Annotated in this window: 17 protein-coding genes; 13 read left to right on the forward strand and 4 right to left on the reverse strand. The window is 68.7% G+C overall.

Features of this window, described 5'->3' with window-relative positions:
• Nucleotides 1-74 precede the first annotated feature (74 nt).
• From CLU95_RS26600 to CLU95_RS26610, 3 genes are read right to left on the reverse strand one after another with little or no spacing between them, the layout of a single operon-like run.
• Nucleotides 75-2,105, reverse strand: a complete 2,031-nt coding sequence (locus CLU95_RS26600; protein WP_099796362.1) for a transglutaminase family protein — start codon at nt 2,103-2,105, stop codon at nt 75-77.
• A 13-nt stretch (nt 2,106-2,118) separates the two neighbouring features.
• Complete coding sequence (locus CLU95_RS26605) at nt 2,119-3,099, reverse strand: DUF58 domain-containing protein (RefSeq protein ID WP_099796363.1); 981 nt, start codon at nt 3,097-3,099, stop codon at nt 2,119-2,121.
• Nucleotides 3,096-4,016 carry an AAA family ATPase gene (locus tag CLU95_RS26610; RefSeq protein WP_099796364.1) on the reverse strand — a complete coding sequence of 307 codons (921 nt, stop codon included), beginning with the start codon at nt 4,014-4,016 and terminating at the stop codon, nt 3,096-3,098. Before CLU95_RS26610 ends, CLU95_RS26605 begins: the two co-directional genes overlap by 4 nt.
• An 89-nt stretch (nt 4,017-4,105) precedes the next feature.
• Between CLU95_RS26610 and CLU95_RS26615 the strand changes: the two genes are divergently transcribed.
• The 12 genes from CLU95_RS26615 (at nt 4,106) to cydX (ending at nt 18,835) form a co-directional block, all read left to right on the forward strand.
• Nucleotides 4,106-5,059, forward strand: coding sequence for a histone deacetylase family protein (locus CLU95_RS26615; protein ID WP_099796365.1), 954 nt, complete (start codon nt 4,106-4,108; stop codon nt 5,057-5,059).
• A gap of 39 nt (nt 5,060-5,098) precedes the next feature.
• A complete protein-coding gene (locus CLU95_RS26620; RefSeq protein ID WP_099796366.1) occupies nt 5,099-6,388 on the forward strand; it encodes a mechanosensitive ion channel family protein in 1,290 nt (429 codons plus the stop codon).
• A gap of 136 nt (nt 6,389-6,524) precedes the next feature.
• On the forward strand, nt 6,525-7,274 hold the full coding sequence (locus CLU95_RS26625; protein ID WP_099796367.1) for an electron transfer flavoprotein subunit beta/FixA family protein: 750 nt from the start codon (nt 6,525-6,527) through the stop codon (nt 7,272-7,274).
• A 2-nt stretch (nt 7,275-7,276) separates the two neighbouring features.
• On the forward strand, nt 7,277-8,209 hold the full coding sequence (locus tag CLU95_RS26630; RefSeq protein WP_099796368.1) for an electron transfer flavoprotein subunit alpha/FixB family protein: 933 nt from the start codon (nt 7,277-7,279) through the stop codon (nt 8,207-8,209).
• Nucleotides 8,210-8,297: 88 nt separating this feature from the next.
• Nucleotides 8,298-10,088, forward strand: a complete 1,791-nt coding sequence (locus CLU95_RS26635; RefSeq protein ID WP_099796369.1) for an acyl-CoA dehydrogenase — start codon at nt 8,298-8,300, stop codon at nt 10,086-10,088.
• Nucleotides 10,089-10,168: 80 nt separating this feature from the next.
• A complete protein-coding gene (locus tag CLU95_RS26640) occupies nt 10,169-11,131 on the forward strand; it encodes an NAD(P)H-dependent flavin oxidoreductase (RefSeq protein WP_099796370.1) in 963 nt (320 codons plus the stop codon).
• A gap of 74 nt (nt 11,132-11,205) precedes the next feature.
• Complete coding sequence (locus tag CLU95_RS26645) at nt 11,206-12,300, forward strand: acyltransferase family protein (RefSeq protein ID WP_099796371.1); 1,095 nt, start codon at nt 11,206-11,208, stop codon at nt 12,298-12,300.
• Nucleotides 12,301-12,456: 156 nt separating this feature from the next.
• A complete protein-coding gene (cydD, locus tag CLU95_RS26650; protein WP_099796372.1) occupies nt 12,457-14,154 on the forward strand; it encodes a thiol reductant ABC exporter subunit CydD in 1,698 nt (565 codons plus the stop codon).
• Nucleotides 14,151-15,854, forward strand: coding sequence for a thiol reductant ABC exporter subunit CydC (cydC, locus tag CLU95_RS26655; protein ID WP_099796373.1), 1,704 nt, complete (start codon nt 14,151-14,153; stop codon nt 15,852-15,854). The genes cydD and cydC overlap by 4 nt, the downstream gene beginning before the upstream one ends.
• A 42-nt stretch (nt 15,855-15,896) precedes the next feature.
• Nucleotides 15,897-17,516: a cytochrome ubiquinol oxidase subunit I gene (locus tag CLU95_RS26660; RefSeq protein WP_099796374.1), complete on the forward strand. Its 1,620-nt coding sequence runs from the start codon at nt 15,897-15,899 to the stop codon at nt 17,514-17,516.
• Nucleotides 17,513-18,667: a cytochrome d ubiquinol oxidase subunit II gene (cydB, locus tag CLU95_RS26665; RefSeq protein ID WP_099796375.1), complete on the forward strand. Its 1,155-nt coding sequence runs from the start codon at nt 17,513-17,515 to the stop codon at nt 18,665-18,667. The genes CLU95_RS26660 and cydB overlap by 4 nt, the downstream gene beginning before the upstream one ends.
• An 18-nt stretch (nt 18,668-18,685) precedes the next feature.
• On the forward strand, nt 18,686-18,835 hold the full coding sequence (gene cydX / locus CLU95_RS26670; RefSeq protein WP_095744810.1) for a cytochrome bd-I oxidase subunit CydX: 150 nt from the start codon (nt 18,686-18,688) through the stop codon (nt 18,833-18,835).
• A 33-nt stretch (nt 18,836-18,868) separates the two neighbouring features.
• Here cydX and CLU95_RS26675 read toward each other — a convergent pair whose 3' ends face one another.
• Nucleotides 18,869-19,459: a GbsR/MarR family transcriptional regulator gene (locus CLU95_RS26675; protein ID WP_099796376.1), complete on the reverse strand. Its 591-nt coding sequence runs from the start codon at nt 19,457-19,459 to the stop codon at nt 18,869-18,871.
• Between the two features lie 186 nt (nt 19,460-19,645).
• Between CLU95_RS26675 and CLU95_RS26680 the strand changes: the two genes are divergently transcribed.
• On the forward strand, nt 19,646-26,026 hold the full coding sequence (locus CLU95_RS26680) for an autotransporter-associated beta strand repeat-containing protein (RefSeq protein ID WP_099796377.1): 6,381 nt from the start codon (nt 19,646-19,648) through the stop codon (nt 26,024-26,026).
• Nucleotides 26,027-26,029: the final 3 nt, after the last annotated feature.

Raw genomic sequence — 26,029 nt, forward strand, 5'->3', positions numbered from 1 at the left:
GGGCACGATTGTGCCGCCCTGCAGCGGGCGTACTTTCGGGCGACACATGTGGTTGCAGCCGCGTGGCCTGCGTGTCAGGCGCGCGGCGGTGTGGGAGGCCAGGGCAGCCGGCGGAATTCGGCGCGCAGCGCGGCGAGCGAGGCTGGCGTGCGGGACGCGGCGGGTGCGTAGCGCTGGGCTTCGAGCTTCAGCAGCCAGTCGCGCACGGCCTGCGCGGCGGGCCCGAAGCGGGCGTCGGCCGCCTGGGCCATCTGCCGCGGCGGCGCGGTTTCGGGCAGCGGCAGGCCGGCTTTCGCCAGTCGTGCACGGGCCCGACCCAGCAGGCGCAGCCACGGGTCGTGCTGGCTGCGCTCCCACAGCGTCCAGCCGGCGCCCGCCAGGCTTGCGGCCACCAGCAGGTACAGCAGCACGTAGGCCAGGTCTTCCAGGCTCGGGGCGTTGAAGCCGAGGGTCTTGAGCAGGTCGAGCTGGCGGCTCTGCGTGTAGTTGAGCACCCACTGGTTCCAGCCGTTGTTCACGGCCTCCCAGGCGGCGCGCAGGTTCTGCACCAGCGTCGGGCTCATGACGCCGATGGCGCCTGCGAACAGGCCGGGCTGCGGCACAAGGCGTTGGAACTGCCCGATGCGGCCCGGCGCGACCGAGCCGGTCGGGTCGACGCGCACCCAGCCCGCGCCCTCTTGCCAGACCTCGGCCCAGGCGTGCGCGTCGCTCTGGCGCACCACCCAGTAGTTGTCGACCTTGTTGAGTTCGCCGCCCTGGTAGCCGGTGACGATGCGCGCCGGAATCTGCAGGTGGCGCATCAGCACCACGAAGGCCGAGGCGATGTGCTCGCAGAAGCCTTCCTTGCGGTCGAACCAGAACTCGTCGGCGGTCTCGTTGCCGTACACGCCGGGCTCCAGCGTGTAGGTGTAGCCGCCGGTGCGCAGGCGTTGCAGCGCGGCCTGCACGAACGCTTGTGCATCGGCGCCGGCCAGCGCGGGGTCGGCGCGCATCTGGGCGGCGAGCGCGGCGGTGCGTGGGTTGCTGCCGGTCGGCAGCGCCAGGTAGGGCTGGAGCCGGCCGCCCGTGCGCACGATCGGGCCGCTCTGGAACTGCGGATGGCTCTCGGCGCGGTAGCGCACGAGGTCGGTGATCGGTCGGTTCACGAACCACTGCAGGTCGGGCGTGCCCGTGACCTTGTAGCCGGGCACCTCGGGCGCGCGCGGTGCGGCGTCGAGCGTGAGCAGCCAGGGGCGCTGGCTGGCCTCGAGCGTGACCTCGTAGCGCACCGGTTCGCCGCGCGTGCGCAGGTTCGACACCGACGGGCCACTGCGCGCCCAGGTCGGCAGCGCCGTCCACTCGCGGCCGTCGAACTGCGTCAGCACCGGACCGCGAAAGTACAGCTGGCTTTGCGGCGGCGCGCGGTTGCCGTCGAACTTGATGCGCGCGGCGATGCTTCCGTCGAGCGCCAGCTCGGCGATGGTGCCGACCCGCATCGTGTTCGACAGCCCGCTGCGCCCGGCCATGGCGTCGCTGGGCGTGCCCCACAGCGGCGCGAAGCGCGGGAACAGCAGGAACAGCGCGAGCATCACCGGTGCGCCCGCCAGCGCCATCCAGCCGGCCGTGCGCGCGGCCTGCACCAGCGGCGGCCGGCCCACCGGCATGTGGGCGTTGACCAGCGCCGTCAGCAGGCCCAGCAGCGCCAGCAGCATGGTGAAGGCGGTGAGCAGCGACTGCGAATAGAAGAAGTTCGTGAGCATCGCGAAGAAGCCCAGGAAGAAGACCACGAAGGCGTCGCGCCGCGCGCGCAGCTCCAGCGTCTTGAGCGCCAGCAGGCAGACGACGAGCGTGACGCCCGCGTCGCGGCCCAGCAGCGTGCGGTGGGTGGCGTAGGTGCCGGCCAATGCCAGCGCCAGCAGCGCGATGCGCCACCACTTGCTGGGCAGCGGGCGTGCCTGCACCGCCAGCGAGGCGCGCCACAGCAGCACCATGGCGGTGATGGCCGAGCACCACCACGGCAGTTCGTTCACCTGCGGCAGCAGGATGAGGCCGATGACGCCGAGCAGGAACAGCGTGTCCCGTGCGTCCCTCGGCAGCGCGGTGAGTTCGCGTATGACCCGGTTCATGCGGCGACCTCGTTCATGCGCACAGCGCCAGCGCCTCGAGGCAGGCACGCCGGTGCGCTTCGCCCTGTGACGGGTTCACCGTGCGCCCGGCCACGCGCACGCCGTAGTCCACGCCGAGCCGGTCGGCCATCAGCACCCAGGCGCACAGGCGCGAGAGGCGGGCCTCGTTGTCGGGCAGTGCGGCGGCCTGCGCGTCGAGCCAGAGTTCTTCGCGCTGCGTGTGCTGCGTGTCGCGGCTCACGAGGTCTTCGGAGCCGTTGGCCTGCGCGCGCGCGGCCTTCTTCCAGACCACGAGCTTGAGCGGGTCGCCGCGGCGGTAGGCGCGCACGCCGTCGTACTCGCCGGCGTTCTGCGCCCGCATCGCGGCCGACGCGGCGGCGGGCCCCGAGAGCGGTTCGCCCGGCGGCAACGGCGGCGGATGCGCTTCGGGCGTCGGGTACACGAGCATCTGCGCGGCCGGCCGCCAAACCGACCACACGCGGAAGGTGCCGAGCGGAAAGCGGGTCTCGGCCGTCAGCGGCGGCACCGGATGCAGGCCGCGCCGCTCGGGCTGGAAGGCGATCTCCACGGTGGACGTGCCTTCGGCCGGCACGTCGGTCCAGGCCCACTGGCCGCTGCCGCGCACCGCCATGCCGATGCCGTAGCGCACGCTGCGCCGCGTGTTGTGCAGCACCACGCGGAACACCGCCGCGGCGCCTGCGAACTGCGCCTCGGGCGGCACCATGCGCAGCGCCAGCCCGCGCAAGGTGGCGTGGCACACATGCATGCCCACCGCGACACTGCCGGCCAGCAGGAAGGTCAGCAGGTAGCCCAGGTTGAGCTGGTAGTTGATCGACGCCACCAGCAGCACCAGCAGCGTGGCCGCCAGCGTCCAGCCGGCGCGTGTCGGCAGGATGAAGACGTTGCGCTGGGTGAGTTCGAGCGTGTCCGACGGCAGCCGGCGCGAAAGAAGCCAGCCGTCGATGCGCGAGCGCAGGACGCCGACAGGGTTCACGGCAGCGGCACCGCGGCGATCATGGCCCGCACTTGTTCGACAGCGCCGCGGCCCGCGTCGCCGACGGGCGTGAGGCGGTGCGCGATCGTCTGCGGCAGCACGGCCTGGATGTCGTCGGGCGCCACGTAGCTGCGGTTGGCCAGCAGCGCCTGCGCCTTGGCGGCGCGCAGCACGGCGATGCCCGCGCGCGGCGACAGGCCCTGCAAAAACCAGCGGCCCGAGCGGGTCGCGGCGATCAGGTCCTGCAGGTAGTTCAGCAGCGGCTCGGCCGCATGCACCTGCTGCACGCGCTGCTGCAGGGCGGTGAGTTCGCCGGCGGTCAGCAGGGCGGGCAGGCCGGCGAGCATCTCGCGGCGGTCGGCGCCCGCGAGCAGCTGGCGCTCGGCGGCGCGGTCGGGGTAGCCCAGCGAGATGCGCATCAGGAAGCGGTCGAGCTGCGACTCGGGCAGCGCGAAGGTGCCGAGCTGGTCCTGCGGGTTCTGCGTGGCGATCACGAAGAAGGGCGTGGGCAGGGGGCGGGTCTCGCCCTCGACCGTGACCTGCTTTTCTTCCATCGCCTCGAGCAGCGCGCTCTGGGTCTTGGGGCTGGCGCGGTTGATTTCGTCCGCCAGCAGCACCTGCGCAAAGATTGGCCCGGGGTGGAACACGAAGGCCTGCTGGCCCCGGTCGTAGATCGCCACGCCCGACAGGTCGCCCGGCATCAGGTCGGCCGTGAACTGCACGCGCGAGAACTGCAGGCCGAATGTGTGCGAGAGCGCATGGGCCAGGGTGGTCTTGCCGACCCCCGGCACGTCCTCGATCAGCAGGTGCCCGCCGGCCAGCAAGCAGGCCACGCAGTCGCGCACTTGGGCATCTTTGCCAACAATCACCGTGTTAAGCTGACTCAGCAAAGAGGCTAGCTTCGCGGCTACGTCCATATTTGTATCCATATGCAAACGATACCGTAAGACCTTGCGGCCCCATGCCGTGTGAGGTCTAGACGCGACGACACGAGACACGGCGAGAGATGGGCAAGACAGGCTACTTCACGCATCGCGACTTCTGGAAGCACGACATGGGCAACGGGCATCCCGAATGCCCCGAGCGGCTGGATGCCATCGAAGACCGGTTGTTATTGACCGGCGTCGGCGACGCGCTGGCGCGGGGCGAAGTGCCCCTGGCCACGCTGGAACAGATCACCCGGGCCCACAGCCACGCGCATGTCGAGCACCTCGAGGAACTGCAGCAGCGCCTCGTGGCCGACGCGCCCGCCGGCGGCCCCGACCACGCGCAGGTCGACCCCGACACCGTGCTGACCCGCTTCACCCTGCTGGCCGCGCGCCGCGCCGCCGGCGCCGCCGTTGCGGCGACCGATGCCGTGATGGCCGGCGAGATCGAGAACGCTTTCTGCCCCGTGCGCCCGCCGGGCCACCATGCCTGCCGCGAGCAGGCCATGGGCTTCTGCTTCTTCAACAACGTGGCCATTGCCGCACGGCATGCGCTCGAAGTGCACGGCCTGGACCGCGTGGCCATCGTCGATTTCGACGTGCACCACGGCAACGGCACCGAGAACATCCTGTCGAACGACCCGCGCGTGCTGATGGTCGGGTTCTTCCAGCATCCGTTCTATCCGTACAGCGGCACCGAGCACCCGGCCTCGAACATGCTGAACCTGCCGATCCCGGCCTACACCAAGGGCATGGACGTGCGCGAGCTGGTCGAGGCGATCTGGATGCCGCGGCTTGATGCCTTCAAGCCGCAGATGGTCTTCATCAGCGCCGGTTTCGACGCCCACCGCGAAGACGAACTCGGCCAGCTCGGCCTCAACGAAAACGACTTCGCCTGGATCACCGGCCGTGTGCGCGATGTCGCCAAGCGCCATGCGCGCGGGCGCATCGTCTCGCTGCTCGAGGGCGGCTATCACCTCGACGCCCTGGCGCGCAGCGTGGAAGCGCACATCCGCGTGCTGGCAGACCTCTAACGCAGACGGCGCCCACGGGGCGCCATGTTTTCTTCATCGATGAATTTCAATTTCGACGACTTCCTTCTGCGCCTGAAACAGGTCGACGCGCACGGCCTGGGCATCGAACTGGCCGTGCTCGTGACCTGCGTGGCCGTGGCATGGGCCGTGTGCAAATGGTTCGGCCGCGACCAACCGAAAGACTCGATCTGGTTCGGCGAGCGCACCTTCGACGGCCTGTTGTTCCCGCTGCTCGCACTGGTGCTCACCGGCATTGCGCGCCGCGTGGCGCTCGACCTGCTGCCCGTGGTGCTGGTGCTGCGTATCGCCGTGCCGGTGTTCCTGTCGCTGGCGGTCATCCGGCTGTTCGCGCGGGTGCTGCGCGCCGTGTTCCCGACCTCCAGCCTGGTGCGGCTGATCGAACGCACCATCTCGTGGCTGGCCTGGATCGCCGCCGTGCTGTGGATCGTCGGTCTGCTGCCGCCGGTGCTGGCCGAGCTCGACGACATCACGCTGGCCTTCGGCAAGACGCGCGTGAGCCTGCAGACCATCATCCAGGGCGCGCTGTCCGCCGGGCTGGTGCTGATGATTGCGCTGTGGATTGCCAGCACTATCGAGAAGCGCATCCTGCGCGAGGCCGTGAGCGACCTGTCGATGCGCAAGGTGGCGTCGAACGCGGTGCGCGCCTTCCTGCTGCTGATCGGCCTCTTGTTCGCGCTGTCGGCCGTGGGGGTCGACCTCACGGCGCTGTCGGTGCTGGGCGGCGCGCTCGGCGTGGGCCTGGGCTTCGGCCTGCAGAAGCTGGCGGCCAACTATGTGAGCGGTTTCGTGATCCTGTTGGAGCGCTCGATCCGCATCGGCGACAACGTGAAGGTCGACACCTTCGAAGGCCGCATCACCGACATCAAGACGCGCTACACGCTCATTCGCGCGGGCAACGGGCGCGAGGCTATCGTGCCGAACGAATCGCTCATCACCGGCCGGGTCGAAAACCTGTCGCTGGCCGACCGCAAGTTCAACATCACGACCAACATTGTCGTCGGCTACGAGAGCGACGTGGCGCAGGTGCAGGGCATCCTGTGCGACGCCGCCAAGGCCCAGCCGCGCGTCATGACCGACCCGGCGCCCGTCGCCTACCTGGTCACCTTCGCGCCCGACGGCCTGGAGTTCAGCCTGAACTTCTGGGTGGCCGACCCTGACAAGGGCAAGGACAACGTGCGCTCGGCCATCAACATCGCCATCCTCGAAGGACTGCGGGCCGCCCGCATTGACATTCCCTATCCGCAGCGCGTGCTGCGAGTGGAATCTTTGCCGGCGGGTGTGGCCGCAGCGCCTCCTGCTGTTTTATAATCACGGAAAAGCACGATCGTTCTTTTTTCGACCTTCGAGGCCGACAAGAAGAATGGAGAGGCAGCCAAGGCCGGCGTCCTAAAATGGCAGGCTGCTCTCGAAGCCCCCCTTTTTGCAATCCAATGGAGTCAAGTCAATGAAGGTTCTTGTGCCTGTCAAACGGGTCGTCGATTACAACGTGAAGGTGCGCGTCAAGAGCGACGGCACCGGGGTGGACATTGCCAACGTCAAGATGAGCATGAACCCCTTCGACGAGATCGCTGTCGAAGAAGCGGTTCGGCTGAAGGAAAAGGGCATCGTGACCGAAGTCATCGCCGTGTCCTGCGGTGATGCCAAGTGCCAGGAAACCCTGCGCACCGCGATGGCCATCGGCGCCGATCGCGGCATCCTGGTCGAGACCACTGAAGAGCTGCAGCCGCTGGCGGTTGCCAAGCTGCTCAAGGCGCTGGTCGACAAGGAACAGCCACAGCTCATCATCCTCGGCAAGCAAGCCATCGATGACGACGCGAATCAAACGGGCCAGATGCTGGCTGCACTCGCCGACCTGCCGCAAGCCACCTTCGCCTCGAAGGTCGACCTCGCCGCTGACAAAGTCACCGTGGCACGCGAAGTGGACGGCGGCATGGAAACGCTGACGCTCACGCTGCCCGCGGTCATCACGACCGACCTGCGCCTGAACGAGCCGCGTTATGTGACGCTGCCCAACATCATGAAGGCCAAGAAGAAGACGCTCGACGTCTTCAAGCCTGAAGACCTGGGCGTGGATGTGAAGCCCCGCCTGAAGACCCTGAAGGTCAGCGAGCCGCCGAAGCGTGGTGCCGGCATCAAGGTGCCTGACGTTGCAACGCTGGTGGACAAACTGAAGAACGAAGCGAAGGTGATCTGAACATGACCGCACTTGTTATTGCCGAACACGACCACGCGACCGTCAAGCCCGCGACCCTCAACACCGTGACTGCAGCACTGGCCTGCGGTGGCGACGTCCACGTGCTCGTGGCCGGTGCCAATGCCGCCGAAGCCGGCAAGGCCGCCGCACAGATCGCCGGCGTGTCCAAGGTCATCGTGGCCGACAGCCCGAGCCTGGCCGAGAACCTCGCTGAAAACGTCGCTGCTCAAGTCCTGGCCATCGCCGGCAACTACAGCCACATCCTGTTCCCCTCGACCGCCAACGGCAAGAACGTGGCTCCCCGCGTGGCTGCCAAGCTGGACGTGGCGCAGATCTCCGACATCACCAAGGTCGACAGCCCGGATACTTTCGAGCGCCCGATCTACGCCGGCAACGCGATCGCCACCGTGCAAAGCACCGACGCCACCAAGGTGATCACCGTGCGCACGACCGGCTTCGACGCCGCAGCCGCCACCGGTGGCAGCGCCACCGTTGAAACCGCTGAAGGCGTCGCAGACAGTGGCAAGAGCAGCTTCGTCGGCCGTGAAGTCACGAAGAGCGAGCGCCCCGAACTGACCGCCGCCAAGATCATCGTCTCCGGTGGCCGTGCCTTGGGCAGCGCCGAGAAGTTCACCGAAGTGATGGCCCCGCTGGCCGACAAGCTGAACGCAGGCCTCGGTGCCAGCCGCGCAGCCGTCGACGCAGGCTACGCGCCGAACGACTGGCAAGTGGGCCAGACCGGCAAGATCGTCGCGCCGCAGCTGTACATCGCCGCAGGCATCTCGGGCGCCATCCAGCACTTGGCCGGCATGAAGGACTCGAAGGTCATCGTCGCGATCAACAAGGACGAAGAAGCCCCGATCTTCAGCGTGGCCGACTACGGCCTCGTGGCCGACCTGTTCACGGCCGTGCCGGAACTCGTGAAGGCGCTCTGATCGCTTCAGCGCATTGAGCCAGAAGGCATCGTTCGCGATGCCTTTTTTACATCTGCCGCATCCGCTGCGGCCTCTGGAGAGAAGAGACATGAGCTACACCGCCCCCCTCAAGGACATGCTGTTCGACATCGAGCATCTGGCCAACATCGGCGAGATCGCCAAGCTGCCCGGCTTTGAAGACGCCGGCCTCGAAACCGCGCAGGCCGTGCTCGAAGAGTGCGCGCGCTTCAACCAGGACGTGGTGGCGCCGCTCAACGTCGAAGGCGACCGCAACCCCTCGTCCTTCAAGGACGGCGAAGTCACCACCAGCAAGGGCTTCAAGGACGCCTTCGCGCAGTACGTGTCGGGCGGCTGGCAAGGCTTGCAGCATCCGGCGGACTTCGGCGGCCAGGGCCTGCCCAAGACCATCGGCGCGGCCTGCGGCGAGATGCTCAACTCGGCCAGCATGAGCTTCGCGCTGTGCCCGCTGCTGAGCGACGGCGCCATCGAGGCGCTGCTCACCGCCGGCTCCGACGAGCTCAAGGCCATCTACCTCGAGAAGCTCGTGAGCGGCCAGTGGACCGGCACGATGAACCTCACCGAGCCGCAGGCCGGCAGCGACCTGGCCATGGTGCGCAGCCGCGCCGAGCCGCAGCCCGACGGCACCTACAAGGTGTTCGGTACCAAGATCTTCATCACCTACGGTGAGCACGACATGGCCGAGAACATCGTGCACCTCGTGCTGGCCCGCGTGAGCGGCGCACCCGAAGGCGTGAAGGGCATCAGCCTGTTCGTGGTGCCGAAGTTCATGGTCAACGCCGACGGTTCGCTCGGTGCGCGCAACGACGTGCACTGCGTGAGCATCGAGCACAAGATGGGCATCAAGGCCTCGCCGACCGCCGTGCTGCAGTACGGCGACCACGGCGGCGCCGTCGGTTACCTCGTGGGCCAGGAAAACCGCGGCCTCGAGTACATGTTCATCATGATGAACTCGGCCCGCTACGCCGTGGGCATGCAGGGCATCGCTATTGCCGAGCGGGCGTATCAACACGCCGTGGCCTACGCGAAAGATCGCGTGCAGAGCCGCCCGGTCGATGGCTCCATCAACGCCAGCGCACCCATCATTCATCACCCGGATGTGAAGCGCATGCTGATGACGATGCGCGCCTACACCGAAGGCTGCCGCGCGATGGCCTCGGTGGCCGCCGCCGCCTACGACGCCGCGCACCACCATCCCGATGCCGACGCGCGCAAGCAGAACCAGGCCTTCTACGAATTCATGGTGCCGCTCGTGAAGGGCTACAGCACCGAGATGAGCCTCGAAGTGACTTCGCTGGGCGTGCAGGTGCACGGCGGCATGGGCTTCATCGAAGAGACGGGTGCGGCGCAGTACTACCGCGACGCGAAGATCCTGACGATCTACGAAGGCACCACCGCGATCCAGGCCAACGACCTCGTGGGCCGCAAGACCGCGCGCGACGGCGGCCAGACGGCCAAGGCAATTGCCGCGCAGATCGAGAAGACCGAGGCCGAGCTCGCCAGGAGCGACAGCGCTGCAGCCGCCGCCGTGCTCAAGCGCCTGACCGCTGCGCGCCTTGCGTTCATTGACGTGGTCGACTTCGTCGCTGGCCAGACCAAGGCTTCGCCGAACGCCGTGTTCTCGGGCAGCGTGCCGTACCTCATGCTCGCGGGGAACCTCGTGGCTGGCTGGCAGCTCGCGCGTTCGCTGATCGTGGCGCAGGACCAGGCTTCGCACAACGTCGACGTCGCCTTCATGCAAGCCAAGATCGTCACTGCGCGCTTCTACGCCGAGCACATCCTCAACAAGGTGCCGGGCATCCGCGACAGCATCGTCGAAGGCGCCGACAGCGTCACGGCGCTGGCGCTCGAAGCGTTCTGACGCGTCTGCCGCTGTCGCCCATCTGACGCGCGGCAGCGGCCCCTTGCTCTTATAAAACCGAACCCCTTTCCGGAGACGACATGTCCAAGCTGCCTTCTGTCCTGGCGAACCTGCCGCTGCCGATCATCGGCTCGCCGCTGTTCATCATCAGCAACCCCAAGCTCGTGATCGCGCAATGCAAGGCCGGTGTGGTCGGCTCGATGCCGGCGCTCAACGCCCGCCCGGCCGCGCAACTCGAAGAGTGGCTGATCGAGATCACCGAAGAGCTCGCGGCCTACAACAAGGCCAACCCCGACAAGCCGGCCGCGCCCTTCGCCATCAACCAGATCGTGCACAAGAGCAACGACCGCCTCGAGCACGACATGGAGATGGTCGTGAAGTACAAGGTGCCGATCGTGATCACCTCGCTGGGCGCGCGCACCGACGTGAACGACGCGGTGCACAGCTACGGCGGCGTGACCTTGCACGACATCATCAACAACAAGTTCGCGCAGAAGGCGATCGAGAAGGGCGCCGACGGCATCATCGCCGTGGCGGCCGGTGCCGGTGGCCACGCGGGCGTGAAGAGCCCGTTCGCGCTGGTGCAGGAAATCCGTCAGTGGTTCGACGGCCCGATCGCGCTGTCGGGCTCCATCGCCTCGGGCGGCGCGGTGCTCGCGGCGCAGGCCATGGGCGCCGACTTCGCCTACATCGGCACCGCCTTCATCGCGACCGAAGAGGCGCGTGCGAGCGACGACTACAAGCAGGCCATCGTGGACGGCAACTCGGACGACATCGTCTACTCGAGCCTGTTCACCGGCGTGCACGGCAACTACCTGGCGCCCAGCATCGTCAAGGCCGGCATGGACCCGGCCAACCTGCCCGAAGGCGACGTGACGACCATGAACTTCGGCGGCGGCGAAGGCAGCAAGGCCAAGGCCTGGAAAGACATCTGGGGCTCGGGCCAGGGCATCGGCGCCATCACCGAAGTGGCGAGCGCGGGCGCCTTCATCGAGAAGCTCAAGCGCGAATACCAGGAAGCACGACAGCGATTGGCACTTTGAACCGTACGCACGCACCGGCCTCGACCTTCGCTGCGAGCGGTGGCGGCGGGGCCGTGCCTGCGCGGCAGGGGCGCATGCCGCTGCTGGACGTGGTCAAGGGCCTGGCCTGTGCGCTGATCGTCGGGCACCACCTCGCGCGCTACGGCCCGATGCCGGCCGGCGCACAGGTGCTTGCGCCCGATTTCTTCGGCTGGCTGGCGGACGACGGCCGGCTCGCGGTGCAGGTGTTCCTCGTGATCGCCGGCTTTCTGGCCACGGCGAGCCTCGCACCCGACGGCGTGCTGCGCGTCGACCGGCCCGTGTCGCGCATCCTGCAGCGCTACGCCCGGCTGGTCATGCCGTACCTTGCGGCGCTCACGGTGTGCGTGCTGGTGGCCGACGTGGTGCGGCCGTGGCTCGGTGAAGACGTGGTGCCGGCCACGCCGAGCCTTGGCCAACTGCTGGCCCACGGCCTGCTGCTGCAGGACCTGTTGAACTACGAGTCGCTGTCGACCGGCGTCTGGTACGTGGCCATCGACTTCCAGCTGTTTGCGCTCGCGCTCGCGCTGGTCGGGCTGCCCGCCGTGCTGCGGCAGCCGGTGTCGGCCGCGCGTTGGGCGCCGGTGGCGCTGGTGTTCATCGTGGCCGTGGCCTCGCTCGCGCTGTTCAACCGGCAGGCGCGGCTGGACGACACCGCGTTCTATTTCTTCGGCGCCTACGGGCTCGGCATGCTGGCGTTCTGGGTCGGCCGCGTCACGCGCGCCAGCACCTGGCACGGCGCCGTCGCGCTGTTGGCGCTGGTGGGCGTGGGCGCGCTCATGATCGACTGGCGCAGCCGCATCGCCATCGCGCTGGTCACTGCGCTGCTCATTGCGGTGGCGCAACGCCGGCAATGGCTGTCGCCCGCGCACTGGCCGGCAGCCGCCGTGCCGCTGCAGCAGCTGGGGCGCATTTCGTATTCGCTGTTCCTGATCCACTTCCCGGTGCTGCTCGCCGTGAATGCGCTGGTGGCGGGCCTGGGGCCGCACGGGCCGTGGGTCGATCTGCTTGGCATGGTCGCGACCTTCGGCCTGTCGGTGGGCGCCGCGGTGCTGTTGTACCGAGGGGTCGAAGCCCGGCCGGCCTCGCTGCGCAGCGTATGCACACTTTTTGCCGCATTGCTGGTCAGCGGCCTCATCGTGTCGTACTGAAGCGCGCCGCGCCCGCTCGGGCGTGGACCTTTTTCTCCCCATTCCTTTGCAAATCTGTTGCCTTCGGGCTTCAGAGCGGGCAGTCTGCGCGAACTGCCCCTGTTGTGTATGATTGTGAATCTTTCAGTAAATACTGAAAATACACAAACTCAAGGAATGACAGAACATTCGCCGCCACGGTCGCCGTTGAAGGCCCTCACATCGCCCGACATCGGCAGCGTGGTGCAGGGAGCCGCCGCGCTTGCGTGGTTGCCGCAGGCGGCGTTGCTGGCGATGGCGGTCCAGGGCCTGGCAAGCGGCGAGGGCATGGCCGCTGTGTTGTGGCCGGCGGTGGGCATCCTGTTGCTGGGCCTGCTGCGCGCGGGTTGCGAAGCCTGGGGCGTGCGCCGCACCTTCGGGCGTGCACGGGCGCAGTTGACCGCTTTCCGCGCACAAACCGCAACCGCGTTGGCAGGCGGCTCGCCGCTCGACCGCGAACGCGCGCCCTCCGGCCTTGCGGCCAGCGTGCTCGCCGAACAGGCGGAGGCGCTGGTGCCGTACCTCGTGCGCTATCAGCCCGCGCGCTGGCGTGCGACGGTGGTGCCGCTCTTCCTGCTCGCTGCGGTGGCCTGGTTCTCGTGGGCCGCGGCGTTGGTGCTGCTGGTGGCGGCGCCGCTGATTCCGATCTTCATGGCCATCGTCGGCTGGCGCGCCAAGGCGGCCAGCGAGGCGCAGATGGTCGAGATGGGCGGCATGAACGCCTTCCTGCTCGACCGCCTGCGCGGCCTCGCCACATTGCGTGCGCTCGACGCAGTCGATGCCACGGCCGACCGGCTCGGCGCGTCCGCGCAGTCGCTGCGCCAACGCACGATGGCGGTGTTGCGCATCGCGTTCCTGTCGTCCGCGGTGCTGGAGCTGTTCTCGGCGCTGGGCGTGGCGCTGGTCGCGGTCTACATCGGCTTCCATCTGCTGGGCTCGCTTGGGTTCGGCGCGTGGGGCCAGCAGCTCAGCCTGGGCGAAGGCCTGTTCGTGCTGTTGCTGGCGCCGGCGTTCTTCGAGCCGCTGCGCGAGCTGTCGGCGGTGTGGCATGACCGCGCGGCGGGCGAGGCGGCGTTGAAGGCGCTCGACGATCTGCAACGCGGCGCGCTGCCGTTGCCCGGCGCGGGCGTCGCGGTCACACGCGCGGCCACCGGTGCCGCCGGTGCGGGCGCCGCACCCGCCGTGATGGTCCACGGGCTGCATTTCACCTGGCCCGGCGAGGCGGCAGCACTCTTCGACGGGTACGAGCTGCGCATCGGCGCCGGCGAGCATGTCGCGCTGACCGGCCCCAGCGGATCGGGCAAGACCGCGCTGCTGTCGCTGCTCGCGGGGCTGATGCCGGTCACGCATGGCGAGATCGCCATCGGCGGCGTGCCGCTCACCGAGCACACGGCTGCCGCACTGCGCCAGCGCACGGCGTGGATGGGGCAGAAGCCCCACGTGTTCGCCGGCTCGGTCGAAGCCAACGTCGCGCTGGGCCGTGTCGACATCGGCGCGCCCGAAGTGGCCGATGCGATGCGTTTCGCGGCGCTCGACGACGTGGCGCAAGCCCACCCGGGCACCGCGCTGGGCGAGGGCGGCAGCGGCCTGTCGGGCGGCGAGGCCGTGCGGCTGGCGCTGGCGCGCGTCGCGGTGCATCCGCATGCCGACCTGATCCTGGCCGACGAACCCACGGCCCACCTCGATACCGCCACTGCCGCGCGTGTGGCCGATGCGCTGGTGACGCTCGCACGCGGCCGGACATTGATCGTCTCGACCCACGACCCGGTGCTGGCCGCGCGCATGGACCGCACCGTGAGCCTCGGGCCCGACCCGCTGGTGGAGAAGGCCGCATGAGCAGCCACGCTCCCCGCTGGCGCGACCTGCGCCTCGTGCTGCGTCCCTTCCTCGCGACGCAGCCGCGCGCCTTGCTGCTGGGCTGCCTGCTGGCTGCGGTCACCGTGCTCGCGGGCATGGCGCTGCTGGGCCTGTCGGGCTGGTTCATCACCGCGACTGCGCTCGCCGGTTTGCACGCGGCCACGGCTTTCACTTTCGATGTCTTCATGCCGTCGGCTGGCATCCGGCTGCTCGCCCTCGGGCGCACGGGGTCGCGCTACGGCGAGCGGCTTGTCACGCACGACGCCACCTTCGCCGTGCTCGCCGAGCTGCGCGTGCGGCTGTTCCGCGGCTGGGCCCGCCCCGAGGCCGCGCGCGACTTGCTGATGCGGCCGGCGCGGCTGCTGTTCCGCCTCACGTCCGACATCGATGCGCTCGAGTCGCTCTACCTGCGCCTGTTCGTGCCTGCTGCTGCGGCGCTGGGCGCGGCGTTGCTGGCCGGCATCGTGCTCGGCTTCATGCATGTGGGGATGGGCGTGGCGATCGCGCTCTGGCTCTGTGCCATCGGCTGGGGGCTGGCGTACTTCATCGCACGGCGTGCGCGACAACCGGCGCGGCAACGCGCGCATGCCGTGGAAGCGCTGCGCGCACGCGCCGTCGATCTGGTCGCAGGCCAGGCCGACCTCGCGATGGCCGGCCGGCTCGACGCCCAGCGCGCCGCGCTGATGAATGCCGACGCGCATCTCGCGCAGGCCGACCTTGCGCTGAACAAGCTCGAAGCCGCTGCTGGTTTCGCCTACGGCAGCGCCGGCACCCTGACGTTGGTCGGCGTGCTGCTGGCCGTGGGCGCGCTGGTGAGCGAAGGCGTGATCGGCGCACCCGGCGCAGCGCTTGCCTTGTTGATCGCACTGACCGCCACCGAACCGTTCGCGGCGCTGCGGCGTGGCGCGCTCGATGCAGGTCGCACGTGGCTGGCGGTGCGTCGGCTGGCACCGCGGCTGGACCCGTCGGTGGAAGAGGGTGCGCGTCCCTCCCACATCGAGCGGACGGCAGCGGTGCAGGTCGACCAGCTCACCGTCATGCACCCCGGCAGCCTGGTGGAAGTGCTCAGCGGCGTGTCTCTGCATCTGAATGTCGGCGAGCGCGTCGCGCTGGTCGGCGCCAGCGGCGCAGGCAAGTCCACGCTGCTCTCCGTGATCGCCGGCGACCTCACGCCGCGCGCCGGCCACGTGCAGGCGCAACCGGCCTGCCTGCTGACCCAACGCACCGAACTTTTCCAGGACAGCCTGCGCGACAACCTGCGCCTTGCCGATCCGCAAGCCAGCGACGAGCGCCTCTGGACCGTGCTGCACGCCGCCGGTCTCGACGCCGACGTGCGCGCGCTGGCCACCGGACTCGACACGCGCCTGGGCGAAGGCGGCCTCGGCCTCTCGGGCGGCCAGTCGCGCCGGCTCGCGCTCGCGCGGCTGCTGCTGCGGCCCGTGCCGCTGTGGCTGCTCGACGAGCCGACCGAGGCACTCGACGCCGCCACCGCGCACGACGTGCTGCAGCGCCTGGCGCAGCAGGCCGGTTCGCGCACCCTGCTGATCGCCACGCACCTGCGCCGCGAAGCCGCGCTGGCCGACCGCCTCGTGTGCATGGCGCAGGGCCGCATCGTGGCCGACCTGCGCCGCGGCACCGATGCCTTCGAGGCTGCACTGCGCGGCCTGCGCCCCGATTGATCGACCGAGCAACGAACGAACAGAACACATAAAGGAAGCCCCATGGACCTTGACATCGTCGCGCTCTCGCGCCTGCAGTTCGCCGTCACGGCGCTGTACCACTTCCTGTTCGTGCCATTGACGCTCGGACTGTCGATCATCCTGGCCATCATGGAGACGGTCTACGTGATGACCGGGCGCGTCATCTGGCGCGACATGACCAAGTTCTGGGGCGTGCTGTTCGGCATCAACTTTGCGATGGGCGTGGCCACGGGCATCGTGATGGAGTTCCAGTTCGGCATGAACTGGAGCTACTACAGCCATTACGTCGGCGACATCTTCGGCGCGCCGCTGGCCATCGAAGGGCTCATGGCCTTCTTCATGGAAGCGACCTTCGTCGGCCTGTTCTTCTTCGGCTGGGACAAGCTCTCCAAGGTGGGCCACCTCACGGCAACGTGGGCCGTGGCCATCGGCTCCAACTTCTCGGCGCTGTGGATTCTCATTGCCAACGGCTGGATGCAGAACCCCGTGGGCGCGGCCTTCAACCCCGCGACCATGCGCATGGAAGTGACCGACTTCGCGGCGGTGCTGACCAACCCCGTGGCGCAGGCCAAGTTCGTGCACACCGTGTCGGCCGGTTATGTGTGCGCCGCGGTGTTCGTGCTCGGCGTGTCGGCGTGGTACCTGCTCAAGGGCCGCCACATCGAACTGGCGAAGCGCTCGATGACCGTGGCTGCGTCGTTCGGCCTGGCCGCCGCGCTGTCGGTGGCGGTGCTCGGCGACGAGAGCGGCTATCTGTCGGGCGAACACCAGAAGATGAAGCTCGCGGCCATCGAAGGCATGTGGGAAACGCAACCCGCGCCCGCCGCCTTCACCGTGATCGGCTTTCCCGACCAGAAGGCGCGCGAAACGCACTACGCCATTCACATCCCGGCCGTGATGGGCCTCATCGGCACGCGCTCGCTCAACACCGTGATGCCCGGCATCGACGAGCTCGTGAAGCGCGCGGAGGCCCGCATCCGCGAGGGCCTGAAGGCCTACGACGCGCTGCAGAAGATCCGCGAGGCCGGCGGCACCGACAAGGTCACGCAGGGCGTGCGCGGCGACTTCGAAGAGAACGGCATCAACATGGGCTACGCGCTGCTGCTCAAGCGCTACGTGGACGACCCGCGCCAGGCCACCGACGAGCAGATCGCCAAGGCCGCATGGGACACCGTGCCGCAGGTGGCGCCGCTGTTCTGGCTGTTCCGTGTGATGGTGGGCATCGGCATGCTGCTGATTCTGTTGACCGGCACCTTCTTCGTGCTGTCGGCGCGCCGCGCGCTCGACCGCCACCGCTGGCTGCTCAAGGTCGCGGTGTGGGCGATTCCGCTGCCTTGGATCGCCATTGAATCCGGCTGGCTGGTGGCCGAGTACGGCCGGCAACCCTGGGTGATCGAAGGCGTGCTGCCCACCGCGGTGGCCGTGTCGAACCTGGGCGTGACGACGCTGTTGATCACGCTCGCGGGCTTCATCGCGATCTACACGACGCTGCTCATCATCGAAGTGAAGCTGATGCTCAAGGCCATCCAGAAGGGCCCCGAGGTCGAGCATGCGCCCACTGAAGGCGACACCCGCTCGCACATTCCGCCGGCGCGCGCCGCCGTGTCTTCCTCCTCTGCCTCGACCGGGAGCGCCGCATGATCCTCCACACACTCCTCGACTACGACACCCTGCGCTTCATCTGGTGGCTGCTCATCGGCGTGCTGCTCGTCGGCTTCGCCGTGACCGACGGCTTCGACCTGGGCGCCGGCATGCTGCTGCCGTTTGCGGCGCGCAACGACATCGAGCGTCGCGTGGTCATCAACAGCGTGGGCCCGGTGTGGGAAGGCAACCAGGTCTGGCTGATCCTGGGCGGCGGCGCCGTCTTTGCGGCGTGGCCGCAGCTGTATGCCGTGTCGTTCTCGGGCTTCTACCTGGCGATGTTCGTGATTCTGTCGGCGCTCATCTTGCGGCCGGTGGCCTTCAAGTTCCGCAGCAAGCGCGAGTCGCCGCAGTGGCGCGCACGCTGGGACGGCGTGCTGTTCTTCAGCGGCTTTGTGCCCGCGCTGATCTGCGGCGTGGCCGTGGGCAACGTGCTGCAGGGCGTGCCGTTCCGCTTCGGCACCGACATGCACATCTTCTACGACGGCAGCTTCTTCGGCCTGCTGAACCCCTTCGCCATCCTCTGCGGACTGGTGTCGGTGGTGATGCTGGTGATGCACGGCGCGGCGTGGCTGCTGCTCAAGACGGAAGGCCCGGTGGCCGAGCGCGCGCGCAGCTACGGCATGGTCGCGGCCGTGCTCACGCTCGTGTTCTACGCGCTGGCCGGCGTGTGGCTGGCGATGGGCATCGGGGGCTTTCGCATCAGCAGCGTGGTCGACACCGTGGGCCCGTCGAACCCGATGCTCAAGACCGTCGAGCTGCATGCGGGCGCCTGGATGGGCAACTACGCGGCGCACCCCTGGACCCTCACCGCACCGGCAGCAGGCTTCGTCGGCACGCTGGGCGCACTGCTCGGACTGGTGCTGCGCCGGCCGGTGCTGGCGCTGCTCACGGCGGCGCTGGGCATCGCCGGCATCATCCTGAGCGTGGGCGCGTCGATGTTCCCGTTCATCCTGCCCTCGTCGATCGACCCGCGCGCCAGCCTCACGGTGTGGGATTCGTCGTCGAGCCACCTGACGCTGTTCATCATGCTGGTGGTCACGGTCTTCTTCATTCCGATCATCATTGCCTACACCACCTGGGTCTACCACGTGCTGTGGGGCAAGGTCGACGAACAAGCCATCCGCGACGACAGCGGACACGCCTACTGAAACGGGAAGGAAAAAGAGATGTGGTACTTCGCCTGGATCCTCGGCCTGCCCCTGGCAGCCGCCTTCGCCGTGCTCAACGCCATGTGGTACGAACTCATGGACGACGAGGCCATCCGCAAGGAAAAGCTCGGCACGCCGGAAGCCCCGCAGGGGCAGGAACGGCTGTGAGGGCGTAGCGTCCTCTTTGCCTCGCGGTGCGGCTCAGTCTTCGCCCGCGGGGCCCTTGCTCTTCTTCGACGCACCGCCCGTGAGGCGGTCTTTCAGCGTCAGCACCTTCGTCACCGTCGCGCCCATGCCCATGAGCTGCATCGCAGTCTCAGGCGCCAGGCGCTGCACGTCGTCGAACCACTTCATCAGCCGGTCGATCAGGTCGTGCATCTCGCGCATGCGGGCCTGCGCGTGGCGCTCGGCGTCGCTCGTGGGCGACTCGAGCAGCGCGTTGCGCAGCATCGAGAGCGTGGGCTCGATCTCGCGGCGGCGACGCTCCTCGGCCAGCACGCGGAAGATTTCCCACACGTCCTTCGGCGCCTCGAAGTACTCGCGGCGGTCGCCCGCGTGGTGGCGCAGGTGCACGAGGCGCCAGGCCTGCAACTCCTTCAGACCCATGCTCACGTTGGAGCGCGAGAACTCCAGCAGCTCGGCGATCTCGTCGGCGTTGAGCGCGCGCTCCGACAGGAAGATCAGCGCGTAGATCTGCCCGACGGTGCGGTTGATGCCCCACTTGCTGCCCATCTCGCCGAAGTGGGCGACGAACTGGCGGTTGAGGGGAGGGAGTTCGGGTGCGGAAGCCATGCGGCGGATTGTCGCGCTGGATTGCTGGACGTTCGGAAGTTTCCGAAAACCCAGCAAGGCGGCGGGGGTGCATGAATAACTAGTTCTGGTGATAGGTTGGAAACAATTTATTTACAAAAATAAACGTTTCCTGACGGTTTGCCCATTTCTGGTGCGTCCGGCCTCTCATTTCAAGGTTTTCTCCCCATGAACAAAGCACATCGCAGCCTCTGGAACTCGTCGCTGGGGGCCTGGGTGGCCGCACCTGAAACCGCGCGTGCCTCGGGCAAGTCGGGCGCGGGCTCGACGGTGCGTGCGGCTGTCCTGGCCGCGGGCCTGACCGTGGCCGGCGCTGCCGCACTGGCTGCCGGAGGCGCAGGCGGGGCAGGGGATTTTGAGAGTGGTGGCGCGGGCGGCGATGTGGGGCAGGCTGGTGCTTCGACGTTCTTTGGCGCTGGTGGTGCGGCCGGTGCGTTGCCGGGCGCCAACGGAGCCGATGGTGTACTCAACCCTACGCCGACGGCGGCCGGCGGAGGTGGCGGTGGCGCGTCCGGTACCTCGCAGTCGCCGATCGGTGGCAATGGCGGCAATGGCGGCGAAACAACAGCCGGCGGAATCGAGAGCTACGGCGGCGGCGGTGGCGGTGCGGGTGGCCATGGCTACGTGGCATCTACCGATGTCGTCAACGCGCTGGCAGCCCAAGGCGGGAATGGCGGCAACGGCAGCGTCGGACTCACTGGTGGTACCGCGGGCGGTGGCGGCGGCGGTGGTGGGGGGGGCGACGGGGGGCACGGGCTTGCGGTCAGCGGGACCGTGGCGACGGTCACGAATGCCCAGGGCGGCAGCGTGTCCGGCGGCAAGGGCGGCAATGGCGGAGCGGGCGAGGGCGTTGCCCGCGCCGGGGGGGCGATCGGCAATGGCGGCAGCGGTGGTCGCGGCGGGGCGGGCCTCTCGCTCTCAGGCGCCGGGCTTTCCCTTGTCAACGCCGGCAGCATCACCGGTGGCCATGGCGGCGCGGGGGGCGGCAGCACGGACGCAGCCGCAGGCGCGGCGGGCGCGGGTGGAGAAGGCGTCGTCGCCAGCGGTGCCACGCACATCGTCAACAGCGGCACCATCTCGGGGGGACTCTCCGGCGATGGCGTCACCCGCGCGAACGCCATCACCTTCAACGCAGGCAACGCGTCGCTCACGCTGCAGACGGGGTCGGCGCTGAACGGCCAGGTGGTTGCCCTCGGCAGCGGCAACACCCTGAATCTCCAGGGCACCGGCAGCGAAGACGATGCGATGTCGGGCTTCTCGCGCGTCAAGGCCCACAGCGGCAGCCGGTGGACGCTGACCGGCGCGTTCCTGCCCTCGGGGGACCTTACGGTCACCGTCGACGGCACCGGCCCCACGCCCGCGCATCTGGCCATGAACGGCGTCATCTCCGGCGCCGGCAGTCTCACGGCCGACGGCGGCGGCACGCTGGCGCTGGGCGCTGCCAACACCTACATCGGCGGAACGACGATCAAGACAGGCACCACGGTGCAGATCGGCACGGCCGGCGCGCTCGGCGCCGGCACAGTCACGCTCGAAGGCGGCAAGCTGACCGCCACCGCGAGCCTCAACCTGACCAACTCCTTGCTCTTCGCCAACGGACAGCGCAGTACGGTGGCCGCCGCCAGTGGCACGACCATCGGCATCGATGGTGGACTCTGGCTCCGCGATGGGGCGACCGCCGTTTTCGGCAATGCCGTTGAAAACGGCACCATCCGCTTCGGCAGCAACGGCGCCGCCGGCCTCTATCCGGCTGCCGCGGTCGTCGTGGCCGGCGGCACGCTGCAGGCGGCGGGAGCCACTGTCCCCGATTTCATCTTCTCCCGCGTTGCCTCCACCACAGTGGACAAGGGCGCCACGCTTGACCTGAACGGATACAACGCCACCATCCGCAACCTGCAGGGCGCCGGAACGCTGAACACCCGGACCGGCAATGGCCCGGTCCAGACCACGAGGGTGGAGTCCGGCGCGTTCTCGGGCGCGATCACCGGCACGGGCCAGCTGGTGAAGACGACGGCGGGCACCCTGACCCTGACTGGCGCCAACACCTACAGCGGCGGTACCGTCCTCAACGACGGCACGCTGCAATTCGGCGCCGCATCGGCCCTGTCGCAGAACACGGCGTACACCGTGAATGGCGGCGTGCTGGACCTGAACAGCTTCAACCTGCGTGCATCGAGCCTGTCGGGCACCGGCGGCGCAGTTCAGTTGGGGAGCGCGACCCTGACGGTCGGGTCGGCCAACGCGAGCACCACGTTCGCGGGCAGCATCGACGGCACGGGCTCGCTGGTCAAGGAGGGCTCGGGCACCCTGACGCTCTCGGGCTCGAACACCTACACCGGTGGCACGACGGTCAGCGCCGGCACCTTGCAGATCGGCAGCGGCGGCTCCACCGGCAGCATCGTCGGCAACGTCACCAACCATGCGGCGCTGGTCTTCAACCGATCGAACGATGCGGTCTTCGCAGGCCCCATCACTGGCACCGGCAGCGTGACGAAGACCGGCGCGGGCACGCTGGTCTACACCGGCAACGGCACCTACACCGGCGGCACGACCCTCAACGGTGGCACCCTGGAGATCCGCGACAGCGGCAGCATCGTCGGCAACATCGCCAACAACGCCGCGCTGGTGTTCAACCGCAGCGCCGACACCACCTTCGCCGGCGACATCAGCGGCACCGGCAGCCTCCTGCAGAAGGGCGCGCGCAAGCTGACTCTGACCGGCGACAACAGCTTCACGGGCACCACCACCGTCGTGGCCGGCAACATCCTGCAGATCGGCGCGGGCGGCACCACCGGCAGCATCACGGGGAACATCAGCAACGACGGCGACCTGGTCTTCGACCGCACGGGCGAGCTGAGCTACGCGGGCGTCATCAGCGGCACCGGCACCCTGTCCAAGAGCGGCACGGGCGTGCTGGAGCTGACGGGCGCCAGCACCTACAGCAGCGCGACCGAGGTCAACGCCGGCACGCTGCGCGTGAACAACGCCACGGGCAGCGCCACGGGCACGGGCACGGTGCAAGTCAAGAACGGCGCCACGCTGAGCGGCGGCGGAACGATCGCAGGCCAGGTCACCATCGCCAACGGCGCGACGCTGGCACCGGGCAGCAACCTGGGCACGCTGACCACCGGCATGCTGCGCTTCGACCCGGGCGCTTTCCTGAGCTACGAACTGGGCCAGGCCGGCACGATCGGCGGTCCGCTCAACGACCTCGTGGAAGTCAACGGCGGCCTCGTGCTCGACGGCACGCTCAACGTCGCGGAGGCGCCCGGCGGTACCTTCGGGCCCGGGCTGTACCGCTTGATCAGCTACACCGGCTCGCTGATCGACAACGGCTTGAACATCGGCACGGCGCCCGCGGGCACGACAGCCGGCGACCTGCACGTGCAGTCGTCGGTGCGCGGCGAGATCAACCTGATCAACAGCAAGGGCGTCGATCTTGGCTTCTGGGACGGCTCGGGCGGCGACGCTGCCAGCTACAACGACGGCACGATCGGCGGCGGCTCCGGCATCTGGCGCATCGGCAACTCCAAGCTCAACGACCCGTCCGACAGCTGGACCGGCGCCAACGGCAAGACCAACGCCGGCTGGAAGCAGAACCAGTTCGCGCTGTTCGGCGGCACGGCCGGCACGGTCACCGTGGACAACACCGGCGGCGCGATCAGCATCGACGGCGCGCAGTTTTCCACCAGCGGCTATGTCGTCACCGGCGACGCGCTGACGCTGGGCAACGCCAACACGGTCATCAAGGTCGGCGACGGCACGGCCTCGGGGGCGCAGATGCAGGCCACCATCGCGTCGGTGTTGACCGGCGCGGGCGGCCTCACCAAGGACGACCTGGGCACGCTGATCCTCAAAGGCGCCAACACCTACACCGGCGGGACGCTCGTGCGCGCGGGCACGCTGCAGGGCGATACCACCAGCCTGCGGGGCGCCATCGTCAACAACGCCCAGGTGGCCTTCGACCAGGTGGCCAGCGGCAGCTTCGCGGGCACGATGAGCGGCACGGGCAGCCTGCGCAAGATCGGCAGCGGCGAACTGCTGCTCACGGCGGCCAACACCTACAAGGGCGGCACGCAGGTCGACGGCGGCACCTTGAACGTGGGCGTGACAGGCGCGGTGGGAACCGGCCCGGTGGGCGTGAACAGTGGCGCGGCCTTGATCTTCAGCGGCAGTGCGGACGCGGAAAGCCTGAAGATCACGGCAGGCGCCACCCAGCCGGGCAATGGCGGCTTCGTCCAGTTCCAGGACAACGCCTCGGCCGGCCACGCGACCCTGGTTGCGCAGGCCGGCGGCTCGATCGACTTCCGTGGCAACGCGACGGCCGGCAACGCCACCATCGAGAACCGCGGTGGCGAGGTCATGGTCTGGTTCAACGCCAACGCGGGCAAGGCCCACATCACCAACTTCGCCGGCGGCGCGACCAACATCTGGGGCGATGCTTCCGCCGGGCAGGCGACGATCGTCAATGAGCGCGACGGCGTGCTGGACATTCGCGACAACGCAACGGCCGCGCAGGCGAGCGTGGTGAACAAGGCGGGTGGCACGGTCTTCCTGTCCAAGCTCGGCACACCCGGCATCACCATCGGTTCGCTCGAAGGCGCCGGCCGCGTGCTGCTCGGCGCGAAGGCGCTGACGACGGGCGCCCTCAACACCGACACCGAAATCTCGGGCGTGATCTCCGGTGTCGGCGGCTCGCTGGTGAAGGTCGGCACGGGCGCGCTCACCTTGTCAGGCGAGAACACGCACACCGGCGGCACGGCGCTGCGCCAGGGCCGGCTGAACGTGGGCCATAGCCAGGCGCTGGGCACAGGCACGCTGTCGATGGACGACGACACCACGCTGGGCTTCAGCGCGAACGGCCTGACTATCGCCAACACCATCAAGCTCACCGGCAACAACGACCCGGTCATCGACACGGGCGCGTTCAGCGGCACGCTGAGCGGTGCGATCAGCGGCGGCGGTTTCATCACCAAGCAGGGCACAGGCACGCTGACGCTGTCGGGCGCCAACACCTACACCGGCGCGACGAACGTGGCAGAGGGCACGTTGAAGGCCGGTGCGGTGAACACGCTGAGCGCAGCCTCGGCACACAGCGTGGCCACCGGTGCCACACTCGACCTGGCGGGCTTCAACCAGACCGTCGCGTCATTGGCCAACGGCGGCACCGTGTCGCTGGCCGGCGCGACCGCAGGCACGACGCTCACGGTCAAGGGCGCCTACGTCGGCACCAACGGTGTGCTCAAGCTGAGCACGACGCTCAACGGCACCGGCCCCTCCGACCGCCTCGTGCTCGACGGCCCCACAGCCATCGCCAGCGGCAAGACCCAGGTGCAGATCAGCAACCTCGGCGGCCTGGGCGCTCTCACGAGTGGCAACGGCATCGAGGTCATCACCGCGCAGAACGGCGCGACCAGCACTGCGCAGACGAGCAAGGACGCCTTCTCGCTGGCCGGCGGCCACGTCGACGCAGGCGCCTACGAGTACCGCCTGCACGCCGCCGATGCAAGCGGCGCAGGCGAGAACTGGTACCTGCGCTCCACCACCGACGCGGTGGCACCGGGCCAGCCGGTGGGCCTGCCCGTGGTCACGTACCGCCCGGAAGCGGCGCTCTACGCCGCGCTGCCGAGCCAGCTGCGCCAGGGCAACCTCGCGATGCTGGGCGATGTGCGCAAGCGCGTGGGCGACGACGATGTGAAGGGCACACCGACCGGCTCGGACCGCCGTGCCTGGGCCCGCGTGCTATCCACCGACATCGACATCCAGCAGGGCGGCACCGTCTCGCCCAGCAGCAAGGGCCGCCTGACCGGCTTCCAGGCCGGCACGGACCTGCTCGCCACGCCGAACTGGCGCGCCGGCCTGTACGTGGGCCAGCTCGACGGCGACGCGCGCGTGAGCGGCTTTGCCAGCGGCATCCGCAATCTGGGCGTGGGCCGCAACGACCTGCGCAGCCAGTACGTCGGCGTGTACGGCACTTACAACGCCGACAGCGGCCTGTATGCAGATGTCGTGGTGCAGTCGGGCCGTCACCGCTACACGGTCGAGCCGATGCTGGGTGCGGGCGTGGGTGGCAAGGGGAACAGCCTGCTGGGCTCGATCGAAGTGGGGCAAGCCTTCGCGATCGGCAACAGTGGTTGGAGCGTCGAGCCTCAGCTGCAGCTGATCCATCACCACATGGACCTGGGCAATTCGGCCATCGTCGGCGCCATCGCACAGCCCCAAGCCGACAGCGGCTGGCTCGCCCGCGCAGGCGTGCGGGTCAAGGGCCAGATCGACACCGGCCTGGGCGTGTTGCAGCCGTACGGACGCGTCAACGTCTACAAGACGTCGAGCGGCACCGACATCGCACGCTTCGTGAACGGCGCGACCACGACCGACATCGCAGCACCGACCGGCGGCACCAGCACCGAACTGGCGGGCGGCTTCACGCTGGCCCTGAGCCAGACGACCAGCCTGTACGGCGAAGTCGGCAAGCTGTGGTCGTCGGGCGGCGATGCCAAGGTGAAGAGCTCGGTCAACGGCTCGCTCGGCGTGCGGGTCAAGTGGTAGGCG

The organism is Variovorax sp. 54, assembly GCF_002754375.1.
In the GTDB taxonomy this organism is placed as follows: domain Bacteria; phylum Pseudomonadota; class Gammaproteobacteria; order Burkholderiales; family Burkholderiaceae_C; genus Variovorax.

Excerpts from the sequence above, each read along its gene's own strand:
- CLU95_RS26620 (WP_099796366.1), top strand. The coding sequence starts at position 5,099 with ATGAATTTCAATTTCGACGACTTCCTTCTGCGCCTGAAACAGGTCGAC.
- CLU95_RS26635 (WP_099796369.1), top strand. The coding sequence starts at position 8,298 with ATGAGCTACACCGCCCCCCTCAAGGACATGCTGTTCGACATCGAGCAT.
- CLU95_RS26645 (WP_099796371.1), top strand. The coding sequence starts at position 11,206 with ATGCCGCTGCTGGACGTGGTCAAGGGCCTGGCCTGTGCGCTGATCGTC.
- CLU95_RS26680 (WP_099796377.1), top strand. The coding sequence starts at position 19,646 with ATGAACAAAGCACATCGCAGCCTCTGGAACTCGTCGCTGGGGGCCTGG.
- cydC (WP_099796373.1), top strand. The coding sequence starts at position 14,151 with ATGAGCAGCCACGCTCCCCGCTGGCGCGACCTGCGCCTCGTGCTGCGT.
- CLU95_RS26640 (WP_099796370.1), top strand. The coding sequence starts at position 10,169 with ATGTCCAAGCTGCCTTCTGTCCTGGCGAACCTGCCGCTGCCGATCATC.
- cydB (WP_099796375.1), top strand. The coding sequence starts at position 17,513 with ATGATCCTCCACACACTCCTCGACTACGACACCCTGCGCTTCATCTGG.
- cydD (WP_099796372.1), top strand. The coding sequence starts at position 12,457 with ATGACAGAACATTCGCCGCCACGGTCGCCGTTGAAGGCCCTCACATCG.
- CLU95_RS26630 (WP_099796368.1), top strand. The coding sequence starts at position 7,277 with ATGACCGCACTTGTTATTGCCGAACACGACCACGCGACCGTCAAGCCC.
- CLU95_RS26600 (WP_099796362.1), bottom strand. The coding sequence starts at position 2,105 with ATGAACCGGGTCATACGCGAACTCACCGCGCTGCCGAGGGACGCACGG.
- CLU95_RS26675 (WP_099796376.1), bottom strand. The coding sequence starts at position 19,459 with ATGGCTTCCGCACCCGAACTCCCTCCCCTCAACCGCCAGTTCGTCGCC.
- cydX (WP_095744810.1), top strand. The coding sequence starts at position 18,686 with ATGTGGTACTTCGCCTGGATCCTCGGCCTGCCCCTGGCAGCCGCCTTC.
- CLU95_RS26625 (WP_099796367.1), top strand. The coding sequence starts at position 6,525 with ATGAAGGTTCTTGTGCCTGTCAAACGGGTCGTCGATTACAACGTGAAG.
- CLU95_RS26660 (WP_099796374.1), top strand. The coding sequence starts at position 15,897 with ATGGACCTTGACATCGTCGCGCTCTCGCGCCTGCAGTTCGCCGTCACG.
- CLU95_RS26610 (WP_099796364.1), bottom strand. The coding sequence starts at position 4,016 with ATGGACGTAGCCGCGAAGCTAGCCTCTTTGCTGAGTCAGCTTAACACG.
- CLU95_RS26615 (WP_099796365.1), top strand. The coding sequence starts at position 4,106 with ATGGGCAAGACAGGCTACTTCACGCATCGCGACTTCTGGAAGCACGAC.